Here is a 16,033-nt window from a genome sequence, read left to right on the forward strand (position 1 = left end):
AAGAACTATGTATGACAAAAAATAAGCGGCTATAAGCTAAACATTTACATAAATATGGCATGAAATAAAAATTAATCTATTTTTATAGGCAAATCATCCTCAAATGATTCAAGTTTAACCGAAATTATTTTAATCATTAATTTTCAAATATTTAAATCAGAATAAAAGCTAAAAATAATCTTATAAAAGCTTAATTTGATTAAATATAAATCATATTTATGATTTTGATGAACCCCATTTATTATAAAAATTGTCTTGTCAATGCAAAATTAGTCTAAAATATAGAGTGTTTGCGATAATCCCAAGTAATTTTTCTTTTTTTAAAGTTCTCTGTTTTGGAGAATTTTACTTTCGCATTTATATCCATTTTGTCTGGATACGCTGTCTAGGTTTCCTCACACCTTAAGTGACTCAAATAACTTATTTTAAGGTCCCCCTTACATGAAAAAGTTTTTGAAATACCTTCTGGTATTAATCATTCTTATTTTAATTGCAGGTATTGTTTTCTTGTTTAGACCAATTGCGTCAAAACAGGTACAAACTGCAAAAGATGAGCCAGTTGTTGATGCTGTTCTTGTTGGCGGCGGCATCATGAGTGCCACTCTCGGTACTTATTTCACTGAGCTTGAACCGAATTGGCAAATTCGTATGTATGAACGTCTTGACCAAGTTGCTCAAGAAAGTTCAAACGGCTTTAACAATGCCGGAACAGGCCACTCTGGCTTTATGGAAATGAACTATACCGAAGAGAAAAACGGTAAGATGGAAATTGTCAAAGCTGAAAAAGTTGCTTCTCAATTTGAAGTCGCTAAACAGTTCTGGTCATATCAGGTAAAACAAGGCGTTTTAGCTGAACCAAAATCATTCATTAACCCTGTTCCACACATTGCTTTCGTTTGGGGCGATAACGTTCAGTTCTTAGAAAAACGTTATGCTGCCATGATTCAAAGCCCGTTGTTCAAAGGTATGAAATTTACTGAAGACCCAGCTGTGATTAAACAATGGGCACCTTTGGTGATGAACGATCGTGATCCAACTCAAAAAGTTGCAGCGACTCGTATGGAAGTTGGTTCAGACGTAAACTACGGTTCAATCACGAATCAGTTAGTGAAACACTTAAACCAAAACCCAAATTTCAAATTACAGACTTCAACTGAAGTGACTGGCATCAGTCAAAATGATGACAAAACTTGGACTGTATCTTTCAAAGATTTGAAAACTGGTAAAACAGATCACGTTAAAACACGTTTTGTGTTTATCGGTGCAGGTGGTGCAGCGGTTAAATTATTGCAACTTACTGGTTTACCAGAAGCGAAACAATATGCTGGCTTCCCTGTAGGTGGTGAGTTCTTAATTACTGATAACCCAGCAATTACTTCTCAACACACAGCGAAAGTATATGGCCGTGCTGAACTTGGTGCGCCTCCAATGTCTGTACCACATATTGATACACGTTATATCGACGGTAAAAAATATGTATTGTTTGGACCATTTGCAACCTATTCAAACAAGTTCCTGAAAAATGGTTCTCAGCTTGACTTGCTTGCATCTACCAACAAAAATAACGTTTTACCAATGACCACTGTTGGCTTGGAAAACCTTGATCTTGTTAAATACTTGGTAAGCCAAGTGATGATGTCAGACCAAGACCGTCTAAATGAACTTCGTAAATACTACCCAGATGCGAAAGCTGAAGATTGGCGTTTAAGCCAAGGTGGTCAACGTGTTCAGATCATCAAGAAAGAACCGGGTAAACCAGCAACACTTCAATTCGGTACAGAAATCTTTGCTTCGAAAGACGGCGCTGTAACTGCATTGTTAGGTGCGTCTCCGGGTGCTTCGACTTCTCCATACATCATGCTTAACTTGCTTGAAAAAGCTTTCCCTCAGCAAACTGAAGGTAAGTGGAACCAGAAGCTTCATGAAATTGTAGTTTCTTATAAGCAAGACTTGAGCAAAGACCCTGTGTTACTCGACAAAGTACGTCAGTACACAAGTTCTACTCTTGGCTTGAACTATACATCTCCGTTCAAAGCTGCAAACGATGAAACTGCTGCTGCCCCTGTTGCAAAAGCAAACTAAGTTTGATGATGTATAAGTAAAATATCAAAAGGATGAATTTCGATTCGTCCTTTTGTTGTTTAAGACCTCAGTTGAGATATTTAGACTAACTATGACGCCTTTAAACTCATCACCTCGCCTCTTGTCATTTTGTTTTAAGCTTGTACTTGTTTTGCTACTGGCTTATCTTTTGTTAAGCGGGTTTTATATGTGGATGATTGGCGGTACAGCCATTTACGTCAGCTCAGCCGTGTTATTTACCATAACAGCTTATGCCTTTAAGCTCGGTAAATATCAAAAGCTATGTTCTGTTTTAAATGTGTTCATGAGCGCAGCCGCGTTATATTTCAGCACAGCTCATCTATTTTTCTCCTCTGTTCAATTCTTTATATTTTTACCTGCCTTGTTTTTTATTTTGTTGGCTTTTACTCACGTAAGTAAAATTCGTAGCTTATCTAAAGTTTTAATATTTATTAGTTTATTGGTGTGGTCAGGTATACATTTTTCACAGCTTAAACAACTTCAAGCCTATTATAAAACACAGCATACAGGTGAAAGCTGGCAACAATATGGTGCTTTGTAAGATCATTTTTTATTCTATATTTTCAAATAAATACATGTTCTTTTTCACATGAAGTTCATCAGTAAAACTGAACATCATCTACAGAATTCCTTTTAAGAAAAAATATTCATAACAATCTAATTTATTTAGAAATATATCGAGCATATTCGCGATTGAACACGGCTCATCTACACGCTAGATTAACTGAATTATTTTTCTCCCGTTATGTTGTAATTTATGAAAATTTTAGATGGCGGTTTAGGCCGTGAATTGGCCCGTCGTGGCGCTCCATTTCGTCAACCAGAGTGGTCTGCGCTTGCGCTTATTGAAGCACCAGAAACAGTAAAAGAAGTTCACCTCGATTTTATCAATGCTGGTGCAGAAGTCATTACCACCAATAACTACGCTGTTGTACCATTTCACATTGGTCAAGAACGCTTTGAAACTGACGGCGTACGTTTAATTAAAGTTGCAATTGAACAAGCAAAAAATGCAGTTAAAGAAAGCGGCAAGAATGTCAAAATCGCAGGCTGCTTACCGCCGTTATTTGGTTCTTACCGTGCAGACTTGTTCCAACCAGAACAAGCTAAAAACCTAGCTGAGCCAATTATTAACACATTGGCACCAGAAGTTGACTTCTGGTTAGCTGAAACCCAATCTTGCTTAAAAGAAGTTGAAACAGTACACGCGTTATTGCCACAAGATGGTAAGGACTATTGGGTGTCATTTACGCTACAAGATGAAATTAAACAAGAACAAGCGTTACTTCGTTCAGGCGAAAACATGCAGCAAGTGGCTGATTTCATCAAGCAATCAAATGCCAAAGCAGTATTGTTTAACTGCTGCCAACCAGAAGTGATCTTGCAGGCAATTAATGAGATTAAAGGACTCATTCCAGAGTCTGTACAAATTGGTGCTTATGCCAACGCTTTCCCACCGCAAGATGAAAGCGCTACTGCGAACGATGGCTTAGATGAAATTCGTAAAGACTTAGATGCTCCAGCTTATCTTGGTTTTGCTAAACAATGGCAGCAAGCAGGTGCAAGTCTGGTTGGCGGTTGCTGTGGTATTGGACCAGAACACATTGCTGAACTTTCTCAATTTTTTAAAGAATAAATACCATGTCTGCTGCCAAAATCGGATTGTTGTCTCTTACAGCGCTGGTATTTAGCTCTATGGTGGGGTCTGGCGTATTTAGCCTTCCCCAAAATATGGCTCAAGTTGCCAACGGCTCTGCCCTTCTTGTTGCATGGCTCATTACCGGAGTCGGCATTATTTTCTTAGCCCTGTCATTGTTGCATTTAACCCGTCAACGACCAGATCTAGACGGCGGTATTTATAACTATGCGCGGGAAGGTTTTGGAGATCTCATCGGGTTTTGCTCGGCATGGGGTTATTGGTTATGTACCACCATTGGTATTGTCGGCTATGTGGTCATTGCCTTTTCAGGCATTGGCATGTTTACCGACAGCAAAGACCATATTATTTTTGGTGAGGGTAATACGCTCTACTCACTGATTGGATCAAGCATTTTTGTATGGCTGGTGCACTGGTTAGTGAGTCGAGGCATTAAAGAAGCTGCGATTGTGAATTTACTGGCGACCATTGCCAAAATTATTCCAATGGTGGTTTTCATCTTCTTTACCTTTATTGCCTTTAAGTTTGATTTGTTCAAACTCAACTTAAATGACTTCTCTTTAAAAGTTCCGCTTTGGCAACAAGTAAAAGACCTCATGCTGATTACCCTTTGGGTATTTACCGGTATTGAAGGTGCTGTGGTTTTATCATCACGCGCAAAAAAGCGTCATGACATTGGTAAAGCGACTATATTAGGTGTGTTACTGGCGTTAAGTTTTTACATCATGGTCACAGTACTGGCTTATGGTGTGGCAAGTCGTGAAGCACTTGCAGGCATGCATAACCCATCTATGGCGACTATTTTGCAGCAGCTCATCGGCTTACCGGGTACTATCGTTATAACCATCGGGCTTATTATTTCAGTTTCTTCGTCTTATTTAAGCTGGACGTTATTTGCGACTGAAATTCCATATTTGGCTGCAAAAAATGGTGCATTCCCGAAACTATTTTTAAAGAATAATCAGAACAATGTACCCATTTCATCACTTTGGCTCACTACTATTGTGGTACAAGGCTCTCTGATTGCCGTGTATTTTTTCAATAAAAACTACACTCAGCTTTTATTGATTTCATCGGTGATGATTTTGCTGCCTTATTTTCTGGTGTCGGCTTTTTATCTTAAAGAATCTATTCGCCATAAACGCACCCCGCATATTGCCATTGCAAGTGTTGCTTCAATCTATGCACTTTGGCTGCTCTATGCGGCAGGTTTAGACTTACTGCTGTTGTCTGGCGTGTTGTATTTGGTTGGCTTGGTTATTTTTTCAATCAGCTACTTTGAGCATAAAAAATCGCTCAAACAAAACCAGCTTAATTAATCATTTCAACCACTGTTGAGCTATTTCAGCAGTGGTTTTCTAAAAACAAAAATTCTATTTTGAAAGCTGCGACTGCTTTAAATGCAACCTTAAAATACGACGTAATTCTAAAATTGCCTCTGGGCTAGTTTGTATTGAATGCCCACCTTTAATAATCAGTTCTGATTGCTCTCCACCTAAATGTGAACTTTGATAAGGCACAATCCCATCACTCATTTTTGTCTTATCTGTGGTGCCATTTATATTGCCCATAATTGAGTGATAGACCACTTGTGGCGATGGCTGAATGGCTTGGGTCAACTGCATAAAGTTAGAAGAACGACTTAAATTACTTGCTCCATTTTCAATTAAGCCTTTTCTGAGTTTGGTATTTTTCTCATCTCTCATTTCAACTGCAATAAAAAAGTCGGCGGGTAACCGAATAATACGGCGAGCAATTTGGGTAAACCATCGGTCAGCATAGTCAGTACCATGATGCGGCGCCGAAACAAAAACAACCCGCTTAAAATAAGGCAAAGCTTTGAACTGAAAACGCTCTAGCACCACTAGATTTTCTTTTAAACGGTTTAGCTGGGCTTCATTCATTTTTTGCATGGCTTGCTCTGAAATATCAGCATCGCTTACCAATAAACGGCTAATCACTCCGCCCATACTATGCCCCACTAGCACAGCATCATGAGCAGCATAGCTGTCTTTAGCAACGTTTTGAAAAGCCTGATTCAACAATGAATAAATCTGAAAACGACTTTCAAAAATCGGCATATTGGTTGAATAAAAAACCTGCCAAACTTGGTAGTTTTTCCTTAATTCGGCATCGCCCATAATATCATTGGTTAGACTCACCCACGCCTCTGGGCTACTGGCCAAACCATGCACAAACACAATAATTTTTTTATTCGGGTTAAAGGGTTCCAGCATATATAAATGCGGCATGATCAAATTGGCTTCTTTATTAATTAAAGACCAATAACCTGCTGCACCTAAATTATATTTCGAGAGCCAAAGCCCATAAGGTGCCGAATAGTTTGCAGTAAGCGGATAGTCCACACCTTCAACTTTTACGCGGTCCTGCCGATAAGGGTCGAACATGGAAATTTCCAAATCTGCCCCAGCAATGACTTGATCGGCTGTGGCCTTTTGTTTTGGGTATGCAATAGCAGTGACTGGAAAGAAGCGTGGTAAATGAATATTGGGATTACTCTGGTGAGCATAAAAAGCGTCGGGGTCTAAAATAAAACCATGATTTACATCATGCTCCTTACGCCCCACGATAAACTCGGCACCTAAACCATCCTTACGGTTTACGGTATTAAACCCTGAAAAGTTCATGTTATAGCTAGAGCGAAAGGTATCGACTTCAATGTTTTGTACATCTAGCGCATGGTCAAAATTGACGTGGTACTCATGCCCGTCTGCTTTGAGTAGCGGTGGGAAATGAAGCGTATTTAAATGATTAAAATACGTGGTCATAAGCTTTGACAAAGCCACGTTATAAAAAATACGCACCTGATTTTGCCGATGGTCAAATACCCGATCGAAAGGAGACTCTTCAGAGCCAAACAAATAAACATAGCTATAGCGTAAGCTTTTATCGAACAGCGCCAGCTCTTGCTCAACACAACTGTTACTTTTAAGAGTGACATTACACTGACTGCTACGCCCAACATCTAAAGCTTTTGCCAAGTAAATTTCACTGAGCGCAGCATAACGCTCTTCTCTGCTGCTATTTTCAGACAGTCCCTGAATTTTCTTTAAACAATCATCAAAATTTTGCAGACAAGACGTCTCATTTTCTTTGACCAAATACAGTAAGTTTTGGGTTTGATGACTTAAAGTATTGTCAGTCAAAATACTTTCATTTTTACTTTTTAAAGCGCTACTTAAGTTACTTTCTTTTAAATGAATGACCTGACAACCGCTGAGCAGTCCCATTATTGCAAGCACTAAATAATGGCCAGACTTTGTCATTGTGCATTCCTTTATCGAATGTATTTCCCCACTCGTCATTATGCCTGTAAAGCTGTGAACGAACAATTTCAGCTCAGCTTCAATGGTGCTTTACTAAAAAAATAAAAGCCCGAATTTTTTAAATTCAGGCTCTTTCAATAGCTTTGTTTAAGCTTGTTTAAACTTCTGCTGTGAAGCCAAATAAGAAAAATAAAGGATAGGTAAAATAAACGGCGCTACACTCCAAAAGTCAAAATAGACATAAAGCACAGCCCCCATAAAAGCACCAATCACAAAGCCAATTACAATACTGGCGCTTTTAAGCAAACTTGCCCGATTGGCCTCATTATTGTTTTTTAACAAGTTGGCAATATCAATACCAAGCTGGGTGGTGTTGCCTGTCATCATGGTACTTGGGCTAATATTTTTAATGAGGGTTTTGCTTGATGTATTACGAATCGCCAAAGCAATTAAACCGAGGCCACCCGTGATAGCAACGGTAATCGAATCGGCATTTTTAAATGGCTCAAAGTAAAGCCCAGCAGCCATAAAGGCAAAGAGAAAAATAGCTTCAAATAAAAATAAATAAGACAGCGTTTTGTGTTTGGTCTGACTACGGTCAATTAACAGTTTGGTAATCACCACCGTCACAATAAACAGTGGAATAGCAGCAAGCTTAATCCAGACCCCTGTACCGCCCTTCACCAAGGCTGCTCCTGCAAGCACCAAGTTGCCCGTTACATGCGCGGTAAAAAAACCAAATAACGCAATAAAGCCAATGGTATCAATTGCCCCGCCCACCATAGTCAGTAAAACAGGATCTCGACATAGTGCCCATGTACTTTGTGTTTCTTGTTGAATTGAGGTCTCTGGCATAAACAGCATCCTGTTATTTTAAAGTCATTAAATTCACTACAAAGATGTTTTAAATATTTAAAAACAAATCAAAGCTAAAGCATTTATAAAAACAAAAAAGCATGTAAAAACATAGACTATTTAATGTCGCAACACTGTCTTCAAAATAGCAACAATTATGATGCGCACCATGCAACAGTATCAGTCATAAAGTTACGGTTTGATTAAAGCAAATCGGCAAGATTTCTAATTTCTTCCATTACTGCCTTACACGCAGGCGTTAAATAACCATGTTTAGAAATAGACAAAGAAATATAACGCTTGAGCGCGGGATTAATAATTTTTGCGGCTTGAATTGGGGTGTATTGGCTGGCCTTCTTTAACGCTTGCGGCCCGAGCATAGTGTACATGCGAGACTCGGAAACCAAATGCGTTTGTAAACTAATCGAGTCGGCTTCAAACACAATATTCAACTCCACCCCATTTTCATAAGCCATGTGGTCTAAAAAATTGCGCCAGTTACTTGGCCTGCAAAACGTGACCAGCGGTAACTGACTCACTTCTTTAAACTCGACTTCATTTGCTTGAGTGAGCGCATCGCCTTCACAGCCGACCAAATAGGTATCGGCTTGGGTAAGGTAAACATCGCCTTGTTTAGGCGTTGGGTTAAACCGATAGAGTATGGCTAAATCGACGCTGCCATCTTCCAGCCATTTTTCTAAATGCACCCCTTGCCCTTCACGCACCGACAGTTTAATTAAGGGATATTTCTCTTGAAGCACTTTATACAGAGTCGATAACAATGGATGTGCTGTAGACGGCAAACTTGCAATACGCACCGTACCAATCGGGGTATCGGTCGAGTGCAAAATTTCATTGTTGAGTTGATCGGTCACGTTTAGCCATGAACGAATTTTAGGAAGTAAATGCTGGCCTAAATCGGTCAGCTCGACACCCCGTCCGGTTCGGTTAAACAAACGACCACCACATTGGGCTTCAAGCTCATTCATTTGCCGACTAATTTGCGGTTGGTTGGTGTTATGCAGCATCGCGACTTTGCTTAAGCTGCCGAGTTCTACCGCGTCTAAAAATATTTTCCATAATTCATAATTCATCGATTCTTCCTAAATCGTAAATAGGCAGCATTTTGAGCCATACATTTTCAGTATAACTGAAATTCAAGAATTGGTAATTCCTACATAGCTTACCTATTTCTATACTCCAATCATGTTCTCTACAACACGATTTAAGTCAGATTAAGAACCAGAGAATATTTAATTACACTGTATAGGAAGTACGATTATGAGTTTAGATTTACGTGGATTAACCCCAGCACCTGTGACTCCTTTTACCCGTGACGGACAAGTAGACCATAATGCAATTCAACGTTTAGGTTCATGGTTAGGCAGTATTGATGGTGTGAAAGGCTTGGTTGTTCTTGGGCATGCAGGTGAAGGAACATTCTTGTCGCAAAAAGAACAAATGCAGGTCATCGAAAGCTTTGTTAAATCGGTAGATGACAAAATTCCGGTAATCGCAGGGATTACGCTCGAAGGTACTTCGGTTGCAGCAGAAGAAGCAAAACGTGCAGTCAGCGCAGGTGCTTCGGCAGGTTTGATTTATCCTTCACATGGTTGGTTGCGTTTTGGCTATCAAAAAGGCGCACCACAAGACCGTTATAAAGCAATTTATGAAGAAAGTGGTTTGCCATCTATTTTATTCCAATATCCAGATGCAACGAAGGCCACTTACGACCTAGACACTCTACTCGATATTTCTGCACAGCCAGGCGTATTTGCCATGAAAAATGGTGTGCGTAATATGCGCCGCTGGGATGTCGAAATTCCGATTATTCGCCGTGAACGTCCAGACTTACAGGTGTTAACGTGCCACGATGAATATTTGCTTCACACCATGTTTGATGTAGATGGCGCTTTGGTTGGCTACGGCAACATTGCCCCTGAACTGTTAATTGAAATGATTAAAGCAGGTAAGGCCAAAGATTACGCCAAAGCTCGTGCGATTCACGACCAATTATTACCAGTGACTCGCAATGTTTATCACCGCGGTTCACACATGGAAGGCACGGTCGCGCTTAAACATGCATTGGTTGCTCGCGGAATTTTAGACCATGCCACTGTGCGTTCTCCTCTGCTTCCACTGGCTGATGGTGTGGAGCAAGAAATTCATGATGCGATGCGTCAAGCCGGAATTGGCAAGGTCGATTTAACCCAAGCCGTTGCTTAAATTCTATTCGGGCTAGCATGTACGCTAGCCTTTTTTTCCTGTACGCTGCCTGAGGCCAAACATCGGGCATGTCTCTTAAAAACAATAATAAAAAGCATGCAAACTGTGGTGAACAGGTAGTGCGAAATAGAACAACAAAACTACGAGGAATGTAGTGATAAGGAGATATAAGATGACAAATCTAGCGGATGTAGAACAAATTAGTCATCATCAAAAAAATGCGGAAATTATTGCAAGACTCGAACGACTACCCGTCACTGGTCGATTGCAATTTATGCGAATTACTATCGGTATCGCGACCTTTTTTGACGCTTATACTGTTCTAGCAATTGCCTTTGCTTTACCCCAACTCATTACCGAATGGCACCTGACGCCTGCCTACGTCGGTGCGATCATTGCCGCGGGCTATGTCGGGCAACTGGTCGGTGCGATCTTTTTTGGTTCTCTTGCCGAAAAAGTCGGTCGTTTAAAAGTGCTGTCTTTTACCATTTTACTGTTTGTGGCAATGGATATTTCTTGTCTGTTTGCGTGGAGTGGAATGTCGCTGTTAATTTTCCGTTTCTTACAAGGCGTTGGAACAGGTGGCGAAGTACCTGTTGCGAGTGCCTATATTAATGAGTTTATTGGTGCAGAAAAGCGCGGTAAGTTTTTCTTGCTCTATGAAGTTTTATTCCCACTCGGTCTTATGTTTGCAGGCATGGCAGCATTTTTCCTGATGCCAATTTACGGCTGGAAAGTCATGTTTATTGTGGGCCTAATTCCATCTTTACTGGTGATTCCTTTACGGTTTTTCTTGCCTGAGTCACCACGCTGGCTTGCCTCGAAAGGTCGTTTTAAAGAAGCCGATCAAGTGGTTAAAAGCTTTGAAGACGGTGCCATCAAAAGCGGTAAAACTTTGGCTGAACCTGTGGTTAAAGAAATTAACCCACAAGGCATGGCAAAAACCGACTGGCGCGAGCTGTTCCGTGGCATTTATCGCAAGCGTACCTTTACCCTGTGGGGCATGTGGTTTTGCGTGTATATGGTGAACAATGCCATGGTGACTTGGCTGCCATCTCTCTACAAACAACACTTTGGTCTGTCGCTGCAAACCAGTTTGGGTTATGGCTGGATTACTTCGGGCGTGGGTGTGATTGCCTCTATTATCTGTGCGTTAATGATTGATAAAGTCGGTCGCCGTCCTTGGTACAGTGCAGCATTTTTCTTAGCGATCACTCCACTCATGAGCCTCTCGGTTTTAGGCGCAAAATCGGCCATGCAAGTTGTGATTTTAGCAACGCTGAGCTATGCCATTTTGCAGACCATTTCATTCTCTTTATACCTTTACGCTGCAGAACTTTACCCAACTCGCCTACGTGCGATGGGCATTGGTTTTAGTACCGCTTGGTTACGTGCTGGCTCTGCGATTGGACCTGTTATGGTCGGCCTCGTGGTTGGTGGTTACGGCATTCAATATGTGTTTAGTGTGCTGGCCGTTGTGGCACTCATTGGTGGCCTAGTGACCTTCTTGTTTGCCATTGAAACCAAAGGCCAAGTGCTCGAAAAACTCTCTCCTTAATTCATCCATTTCATAAAAAGCTTGCCTAACCCCAGCGTTAGGCAAAGGGCTTATTCATGCTTAAAAAAGGAATTTAAAATGAATAAATATTTGCTATGGGGCTGTATTGGTTTAGGCAGTGTGAGCAATGCGTATGCAGAGCTTCCTCAAGAATTTGGCAAGTTAGAATTAAAACTCAACACCCGTTACTGGAACGATGAAGGCACTGCCCACCCCACGCTTGCCAACCCTTCGCCTTCGTCGAGTGAATATGAGCAAAGTGCGTTAGGGCTTGAGTTAAATTATCAGTCACCGTACATGTGGGACTGGCTCGGTGTAGATGGCTCACTCTATGCAGTCACCAAGTTATTTGACTCTGGCAAGCCTAGCGCTCAGCTTTTAGAAGTCGAAAATAACGGCAAGCTTGACCAAAACTTTGCGACTTTAGGACAGCTCTATATCAAAGCAAAACTAGGCGATAAAGGCGAAATTAAATTAGGCCGTCAGTTGCAAGATTCATTGTTACTTAAAAGCACCAATAACCGCGCGGTGCCCGACACTTTTTCGGGTGCGAGTGGGCAGTTTCAACTGAATGATCAGCTACAGACTTACATGGCCTACTATGACCGCTGGAAACCGCGCAGCATGGATAGTTTTGAAAAACTGGTGACTGAAAATGACGAACGAATTGATTATGTCGGCTTACTTGGTGCCAAATATCAGTACAAAAACTGGAGCGTAAATGCCGAGTATTTAAATAGCAAAGATTATTTAAAAAAGTACGGGGCGATTGCTCAATATAAATTGCCTTTGCATGGCTTGGTGTGGACATTTAACACAGGGGCTTTTTTCTCACGTGATGATGGCAAGCTGTTTAAATGTGGTACTGAAACCGAGCTGGACTGTGTCAAAAGCCAAGACATTAACAACCGGGGCAATGGTTATTTTGTCGATGTAAATGTGGCCAAGAATAATCTCGAAGGTGGTATTGCCGTTTCAAAGTTTGATGGTTTTTGGATTGAAGATAACTTTGCTGTGCACTCCGACCGCAACTCGGTTTTAACGCAAGATCACGGCACCAACCCGTTTCCGACCTCTGCGACCATTGGCCCTGACTTTACCAATAACGATGAAACCGCCGTTGCCCTTCGGTTGAAATATAACTGGAAAGACTACGTGAAAGGTTTAAAAACCGAAGCGAAGTATATTTATGGCTTTGGCGCTCACCAAAGTAACATCAGCAGTGATATTGAGGGTAAAGAGCGTTACTTTGACTTTACAGTGAGTTATGCCTTGCCGTGGGTAAAAAACTTAGATGTGCGTTATTCATTTTTGCATTATGACTCAGAATTTGAAAATGCAAACCTCGGTGAAAAAATAAATGGCATGTCTCGGAAAGATTGGGACCAGCACCGTGTATTTATTAATTACCGTTATACATTTTAAGAGCAGGCTAAACGTTTAGTTTAGCTTTATTATTTTTATTAATTTAACGATTTAAATCGATTAACTTTTGAGTTTAATTAAAATATAAATTTATATTTAAAATTTTTATAATATTTTATTTAAATTGAATTGACCTGTTAAAAACTTATGATTATTATGGTCTCGCTGGCCTACATTGCCAGTCGGTTTTGACAGACCGAGTATACAGCGTATCAGGTTTATACTTCCTGAGTATCAGACTTGTGCGCAACCTGCACCTCCCCCTTACCGTTGCGGTAGGACGGGAGGGGGACGCGCTTGCGCGTGCTGGTGTATACCCAGTCTGTCAACCCCTTCTCGTTCTACCACCATAATCAATTGACGGTGATTTTTGGTGGTAGAGCTCCATAAATTTTAAGGAGTTAACCATGACCTTTTTTAGATTAATCCCCTCTCCCTTATAAACTTTTTATTTATTTAAAATTTGGGTTTTCTATTATCTGGATTTTCAAATTTATAAATTATTTTTATTTTAAAATTTAAGTCATTTTATTTTATTGCTTTTATAGGCAGGTTAATTATTGCCTTTAAAAATGATTTTAAAACTTAAAATATAGCGGTTTATTTTTTCTCATTGATATATCCCCAATCATTACGAGAATAATATGAAATTTTATAAAACTATTTTTGTTTTAGGCCTCATTGTTGGCGATTACAGCGTTTCGGGTTGTGACCTTCGCACGCAGCAGGAGTTTGAAAAAATTTGCCTGTCTGGTGGGCATACCCAAGCCAGTTGCGACTGTATTTACCAACGGCTCGAACAAGTGTATTCGCCTCAGCTTATGCAACGCCTAGAACATGTCAGTTTGCAAAGTCCTGCTCTCCCACAGGACTTTGCCCCTACTTTTTTTAGCGTGATGCGGCGGTGCGATAAAGAAGACATGGGCTAAGCATTTGGCTTAGCTCCCTTATCTCTGTGCCGCAATGGTAGATGACTTTAAATCAGCGCAAAAAATTAAAGTTCTGTTGTGGCACGGGGGCCTGTCTAAATTTTAATAATATGAAAACCAATTAAATTTAACAAAAATATAATATAAAACAATATATTGTATTGTAAGATTAATTAAATCTAAAAAATTTTTAGACTTAACTATCTTTATAATTTAACGGAATATTTATGAGTAAATCTTTATTCACAAAAAAATGGCTTCATGGCACAGACTCTAAATTTAATAATTGGCAACTACCACCACCATTTGACACGACTAAGTTAGTTAAACACTCTGGTATTTTTTTCACATCGAATATAGATTTTGCTCAAGCTGCTGGCAAAAATATTGCTGAAGTAAAAATTAAGGAAAATTCAAAAATTCTTAACACATTGGAGGATAAATATGCTTCTGAAGAGCTAAGAACAAAACTGTGTAAAAATGCATTTTTTGATGCATTATTAAATAGTAAAAAAGATATATGGCATAATGGATGGCAAGATGGTTCTGTATTAAGACCTATAATTCAAGAAAATACTTTTGCAGCGTATAAATATACTGAAAGATATAAATCCAATCTTACAAAGTATGGACCTGATTCTGCAAAATTTGCAACTGGCCATGAACTGACTCGCGAACTTATAGAGTTAATTTGTTCAGGAGCTAAAGATATGGGATTTGACGGTATTTATGGTCATGAGATTGATAGATGGACAAATGATAAAAAAATTGTTGCACAACCATGGCTATGTATTTTTAACGAAAATTGTATAACCGAACCGAATTGGCTAGGATAGCATTTAAAAAATAACAGTTATATTCATTTAAAACCCTTTCTATTAAAGGGTTTTAAATGAAACATACAAAATAATTCTATTAATAATTTTATAAAAAATATAAAATTAAAATCTATTCAGAATCATCATTATTTTGTTTTTTATTATCTTGATTTCGTTTATAGCGTTTATCAGCAACTGTTTTTCTATATTCTTTCAATGATTTTGGATTTTTTGAAATAAAGCTATCCATCTTTTTCTTTCCCCCCTTATATTCATCTTTTTTCCTCATCTCTCGTTTATTCACTCTTTTGCTGCCATCTTTCAACGAATAAATAAAGGACAAACCTGCTCTAAGTACTTGATCAACATAAACTGGAGTTGCAATATTTGTATAAAAATAATTACAACCATAAGCCATATTTTTTTCAAGCACCTCATTAGGAATAAAGATTAAATAGCTTAACGTCTTATCTTTTCCAACTTCCAAATGTGGCAAATCGAAATGATCACTTTTCCATTTATTATCTATTTTACAAAAATATCGTATTTTTTCTTCAGTAGGCTTTACAGTTATATTTAATTTACTACATTTTTCTTGTGTATATTCAATAAAACTTTTTTTAGCAATATTCAGAGTAATATCAGAAATTGTATCTGATCCTATCCCTTCAATAACTAATAATAACTCTTCTAAATCTTCTAATTCTCCTGTTTCCACAGCTTTAGAGTGCCTTAAGGCAGTTATGATTTGTTGGCATTTAACATCATGACTCCCCCTTCCTTTATGGCCATTCTTAGCTAAACCAATACCAGTACCCTTTGGCTCTGAAAAACATTTTGATATCCATAAACTATTAATAATTGTTGGGTTTTCAAGATATTTTTTTAATCCTAATAATGTTGCTGTCATAAAATTCCTTAAAATTTCATGACCCAATTGCATATGAGTATTTGAGGAACGATACATTGCATAAGCATCTACAAATAACGGTGTATCTTCATCAAGGTTGATATTTAAAAAATCACACTCTGGATCAGTATAGTCCAATCCATAAGCAGAATATAAATCATTCATTTGTCACCCCAAATTTAAAAATTTTTAATAGTATTGTTCTAAGCCTAATCAAAATTGCTCAAGAACTCATCAATTATGATTAATATATAAATATTTACAC

The 16,033-nt window shown here is 39.0% G+C and carries 13 protein-coding genes; 9 read left to right on the top strand and 4 right to left on the bottom strand.

Going from position 1 to position 16,033, the window contains the following annotated elements:
- Positions 1 to 441 precede the first annotated feature (441 nt).
- The 4 genes from mqo (at position 442) to ACG59Z_RS12100 (ending at position 5,079) form a co-directional block, all read left to right on the top strand.
- The gene (gene mqo, locus ACG59Z_RS12085) at positions 442 to 2,082 is read left to right on the top strand and encodes a malate dehydrogenase (quinone) (protein WP_024433247.1); all 1,641 of its coding nucleotides are present in this window, start codon (positions 442 to 444) and stop codon (positions 2,080 to 2,082) included.
- Between the two features lie 91 nt (positions 2,083 to 2,173).
- Entirely contained in the window at positions 2,174 to 2,644 is a 471-nt protein-coding gene (locus ACG59Z_RS12090) for a hypothetical protein (RefSeq protein ID WP_400199580.1), read from the top strand.
- 216 nt (positions 2,645 to 2,860) lie between these two features.
- Positions 2,861 to 3,739 carry a homocysteine S-methyltransferase family protein gene (locus ACG59Z_RS12095; protein ID WP_000696108.1) on the top strand — a complete coding sequence of 293 codons (879 nt, stop codon included), beginning with the start codon at positions 2,861 to 2,863 and terminating at the stop codon, positions 3,737 to 3,739.
- Positions 3,740 to 3,744: 5 nt separating this feature from the next.
- Entirely contained in the window at positions 3,745 to 5,079 is a 1,335-nt protein-coding gene (locus tag ACG59Z_RS12100) for a basic amino acid/polyamine antiporter (RefSeq protein ID WP_400199582.1), read from the top strand.
- A 54-nt stretch (positions 5,080 to 5,133) separates the two neighbouring features.
- On the opposite strand, the gene ACG59Z_RS12105 is transcribed toward ACG59Z_RS12100, so the two are convergent.
- The 3 genes from ACG59Z_RS12105 to ACG59Z_RS12115 all read right to left on the bottom strand — a co-directional run bounded on the left by ACG59Z_RS12105 (position 5,134) and on the right by ACG59Z_RS12115 (position 8,996).
- Positions 5,134 to 7,047 carry a lipase family alpha/beta hydrolase gene (locus ACG59Z_RS12105; protein ID WP_400199583.1) on the bottom strand — a complete coding sequence of 638 codons (1,914 nt, stop codon included), beginning with the start codon at positions 7,045 to 7,047 and terminating at the stop codon, positions 5,134 to 5,136.
- Between the two features lie 147 nt (positions 7,048 to 7,194).
- Positions 7,195 to 7,902: a YoaK family protein gene (locus tag ACG59Z_RS12110; protein ID WP_400199585.1), complete on the bottom strand. Its 708-nt coding sequence runs from the start codon at positions 7,900 to 7,902 to the stop codon at positions 7,195 to 7,197.
- Between the two features lie 203 nt (positions 7,903 to 8,105).
- Positions 8,106 to 8,996: a LysR family transcriptional regulator gene (locus ACG59Z_RS12115; RefSeq protein ID WP_400199587.1), complete on the bottom strand. Its 891-nt coding sequence runs from the start codon at positions 8,994 to 8,996 to the stop codon at positions 8,106 to 8,108.
- Between the two features lie 187 nt (positions 8,997 to 9,183).
- Here ACG59Z_RS12115 and ACG59Z_RS12120 point away from each other — a divergent pair, with 187 nt between their 5' ends.
- From ACG59Z_RS12120 to ACG59Z_RS12140, 5 genes are all read left to right on the top strand, one after another.
- Positions 9,184 to 10,128 (top strand): dihydrodipicolinate synthase family protein, encoded by a 945-nt coding sequence (locus tag ACG59Z_RS12120; protein ID WP_135925299.1) that lies wholly within the window; start codon positions 9,184 to 9,186, stop codon positions 10,126 to 10,128.
- A 172-nt stretch (positions 10,129 to 10,300) separates the two neighbouring features.
- A complete protein-coding gene (locus tag ACG59Z_RS12125; RefSeq protein ID WP_400199589.1) occupies positions 10,301 to 11,686 on the top strand; it encodes an MFS transporter in 1,386 nt (461 codons plus the stop codon).
- Positions 11,687 to 11,764: 78 nt separating this feature from the next.
- Positions 11,765 to 13,111, top strand: coding sequence for an OprD family outer membrane porin (locus ACG59Z_RS12130; RefSeq protein ID WP_400199591.1), 1,347 nt, complete (start codon positions 11,765 to 11,767; stop codon positions 13,109 to 13,111).
- Between the two features lie 644 nt (positions 13,112 to 13,755).
- Positions 13,756 to 14,040 carry a hypothetical protein gene (locus ACG59Z_RS12135; protein WP_216116916.1) on the top strand — a complete coding sequence of 95 codons (285 nt, stop codon included), beginning with the start codon at positions 13,756 to 13,758 and terminating at the stop codon, positions 14,038 to 14,040.
- A 227-nt stretch (positions 14,041 to 14,267) separates the two neighbouring features.
- Positions 14,268 to 14,876 carry a hypothetical protein gene (locus ACG59Z_RS12140; RefSeq protein ID WP_228141173.1) on the top strand — a complete coding sequence of 203 codons (609 nt, stop codon included), beginning with the start codon at positions 14,268 to 14,270 and terminating at the stop codon, positions 14,874 to 14,876.
- Positions 14,877 to 14,988: 112 nt separating this feature from the next.
- On the opposite strand, the gene ACG59Z_RS12145 is transcribed toward ACG59Z_RS12140, so the two are convergent.
- A complete protein-coding gene (locus ACG59Z_RS12145) occupies positions 14,989 to 15,933 on the bottom strand; it encodes a hypothetical protein (protein ID WP_400199595.1) in 945 nt (314 codons plus the stop codon).
- Between the last annotated feature and the right edge of the window lie 100 nt (positions 15,934 to 16,033).

Source organism: Acinetobacter sp. ABJ_C1_1 (genome assembly GCF_044684115.1).
GTDB lineage: Bacteria > Pseudomonadota > Gammaproteobacteria > Pseudomonadales > Moraxellaceae > Acinetobacter > Acinetobacter nosocomialis_A.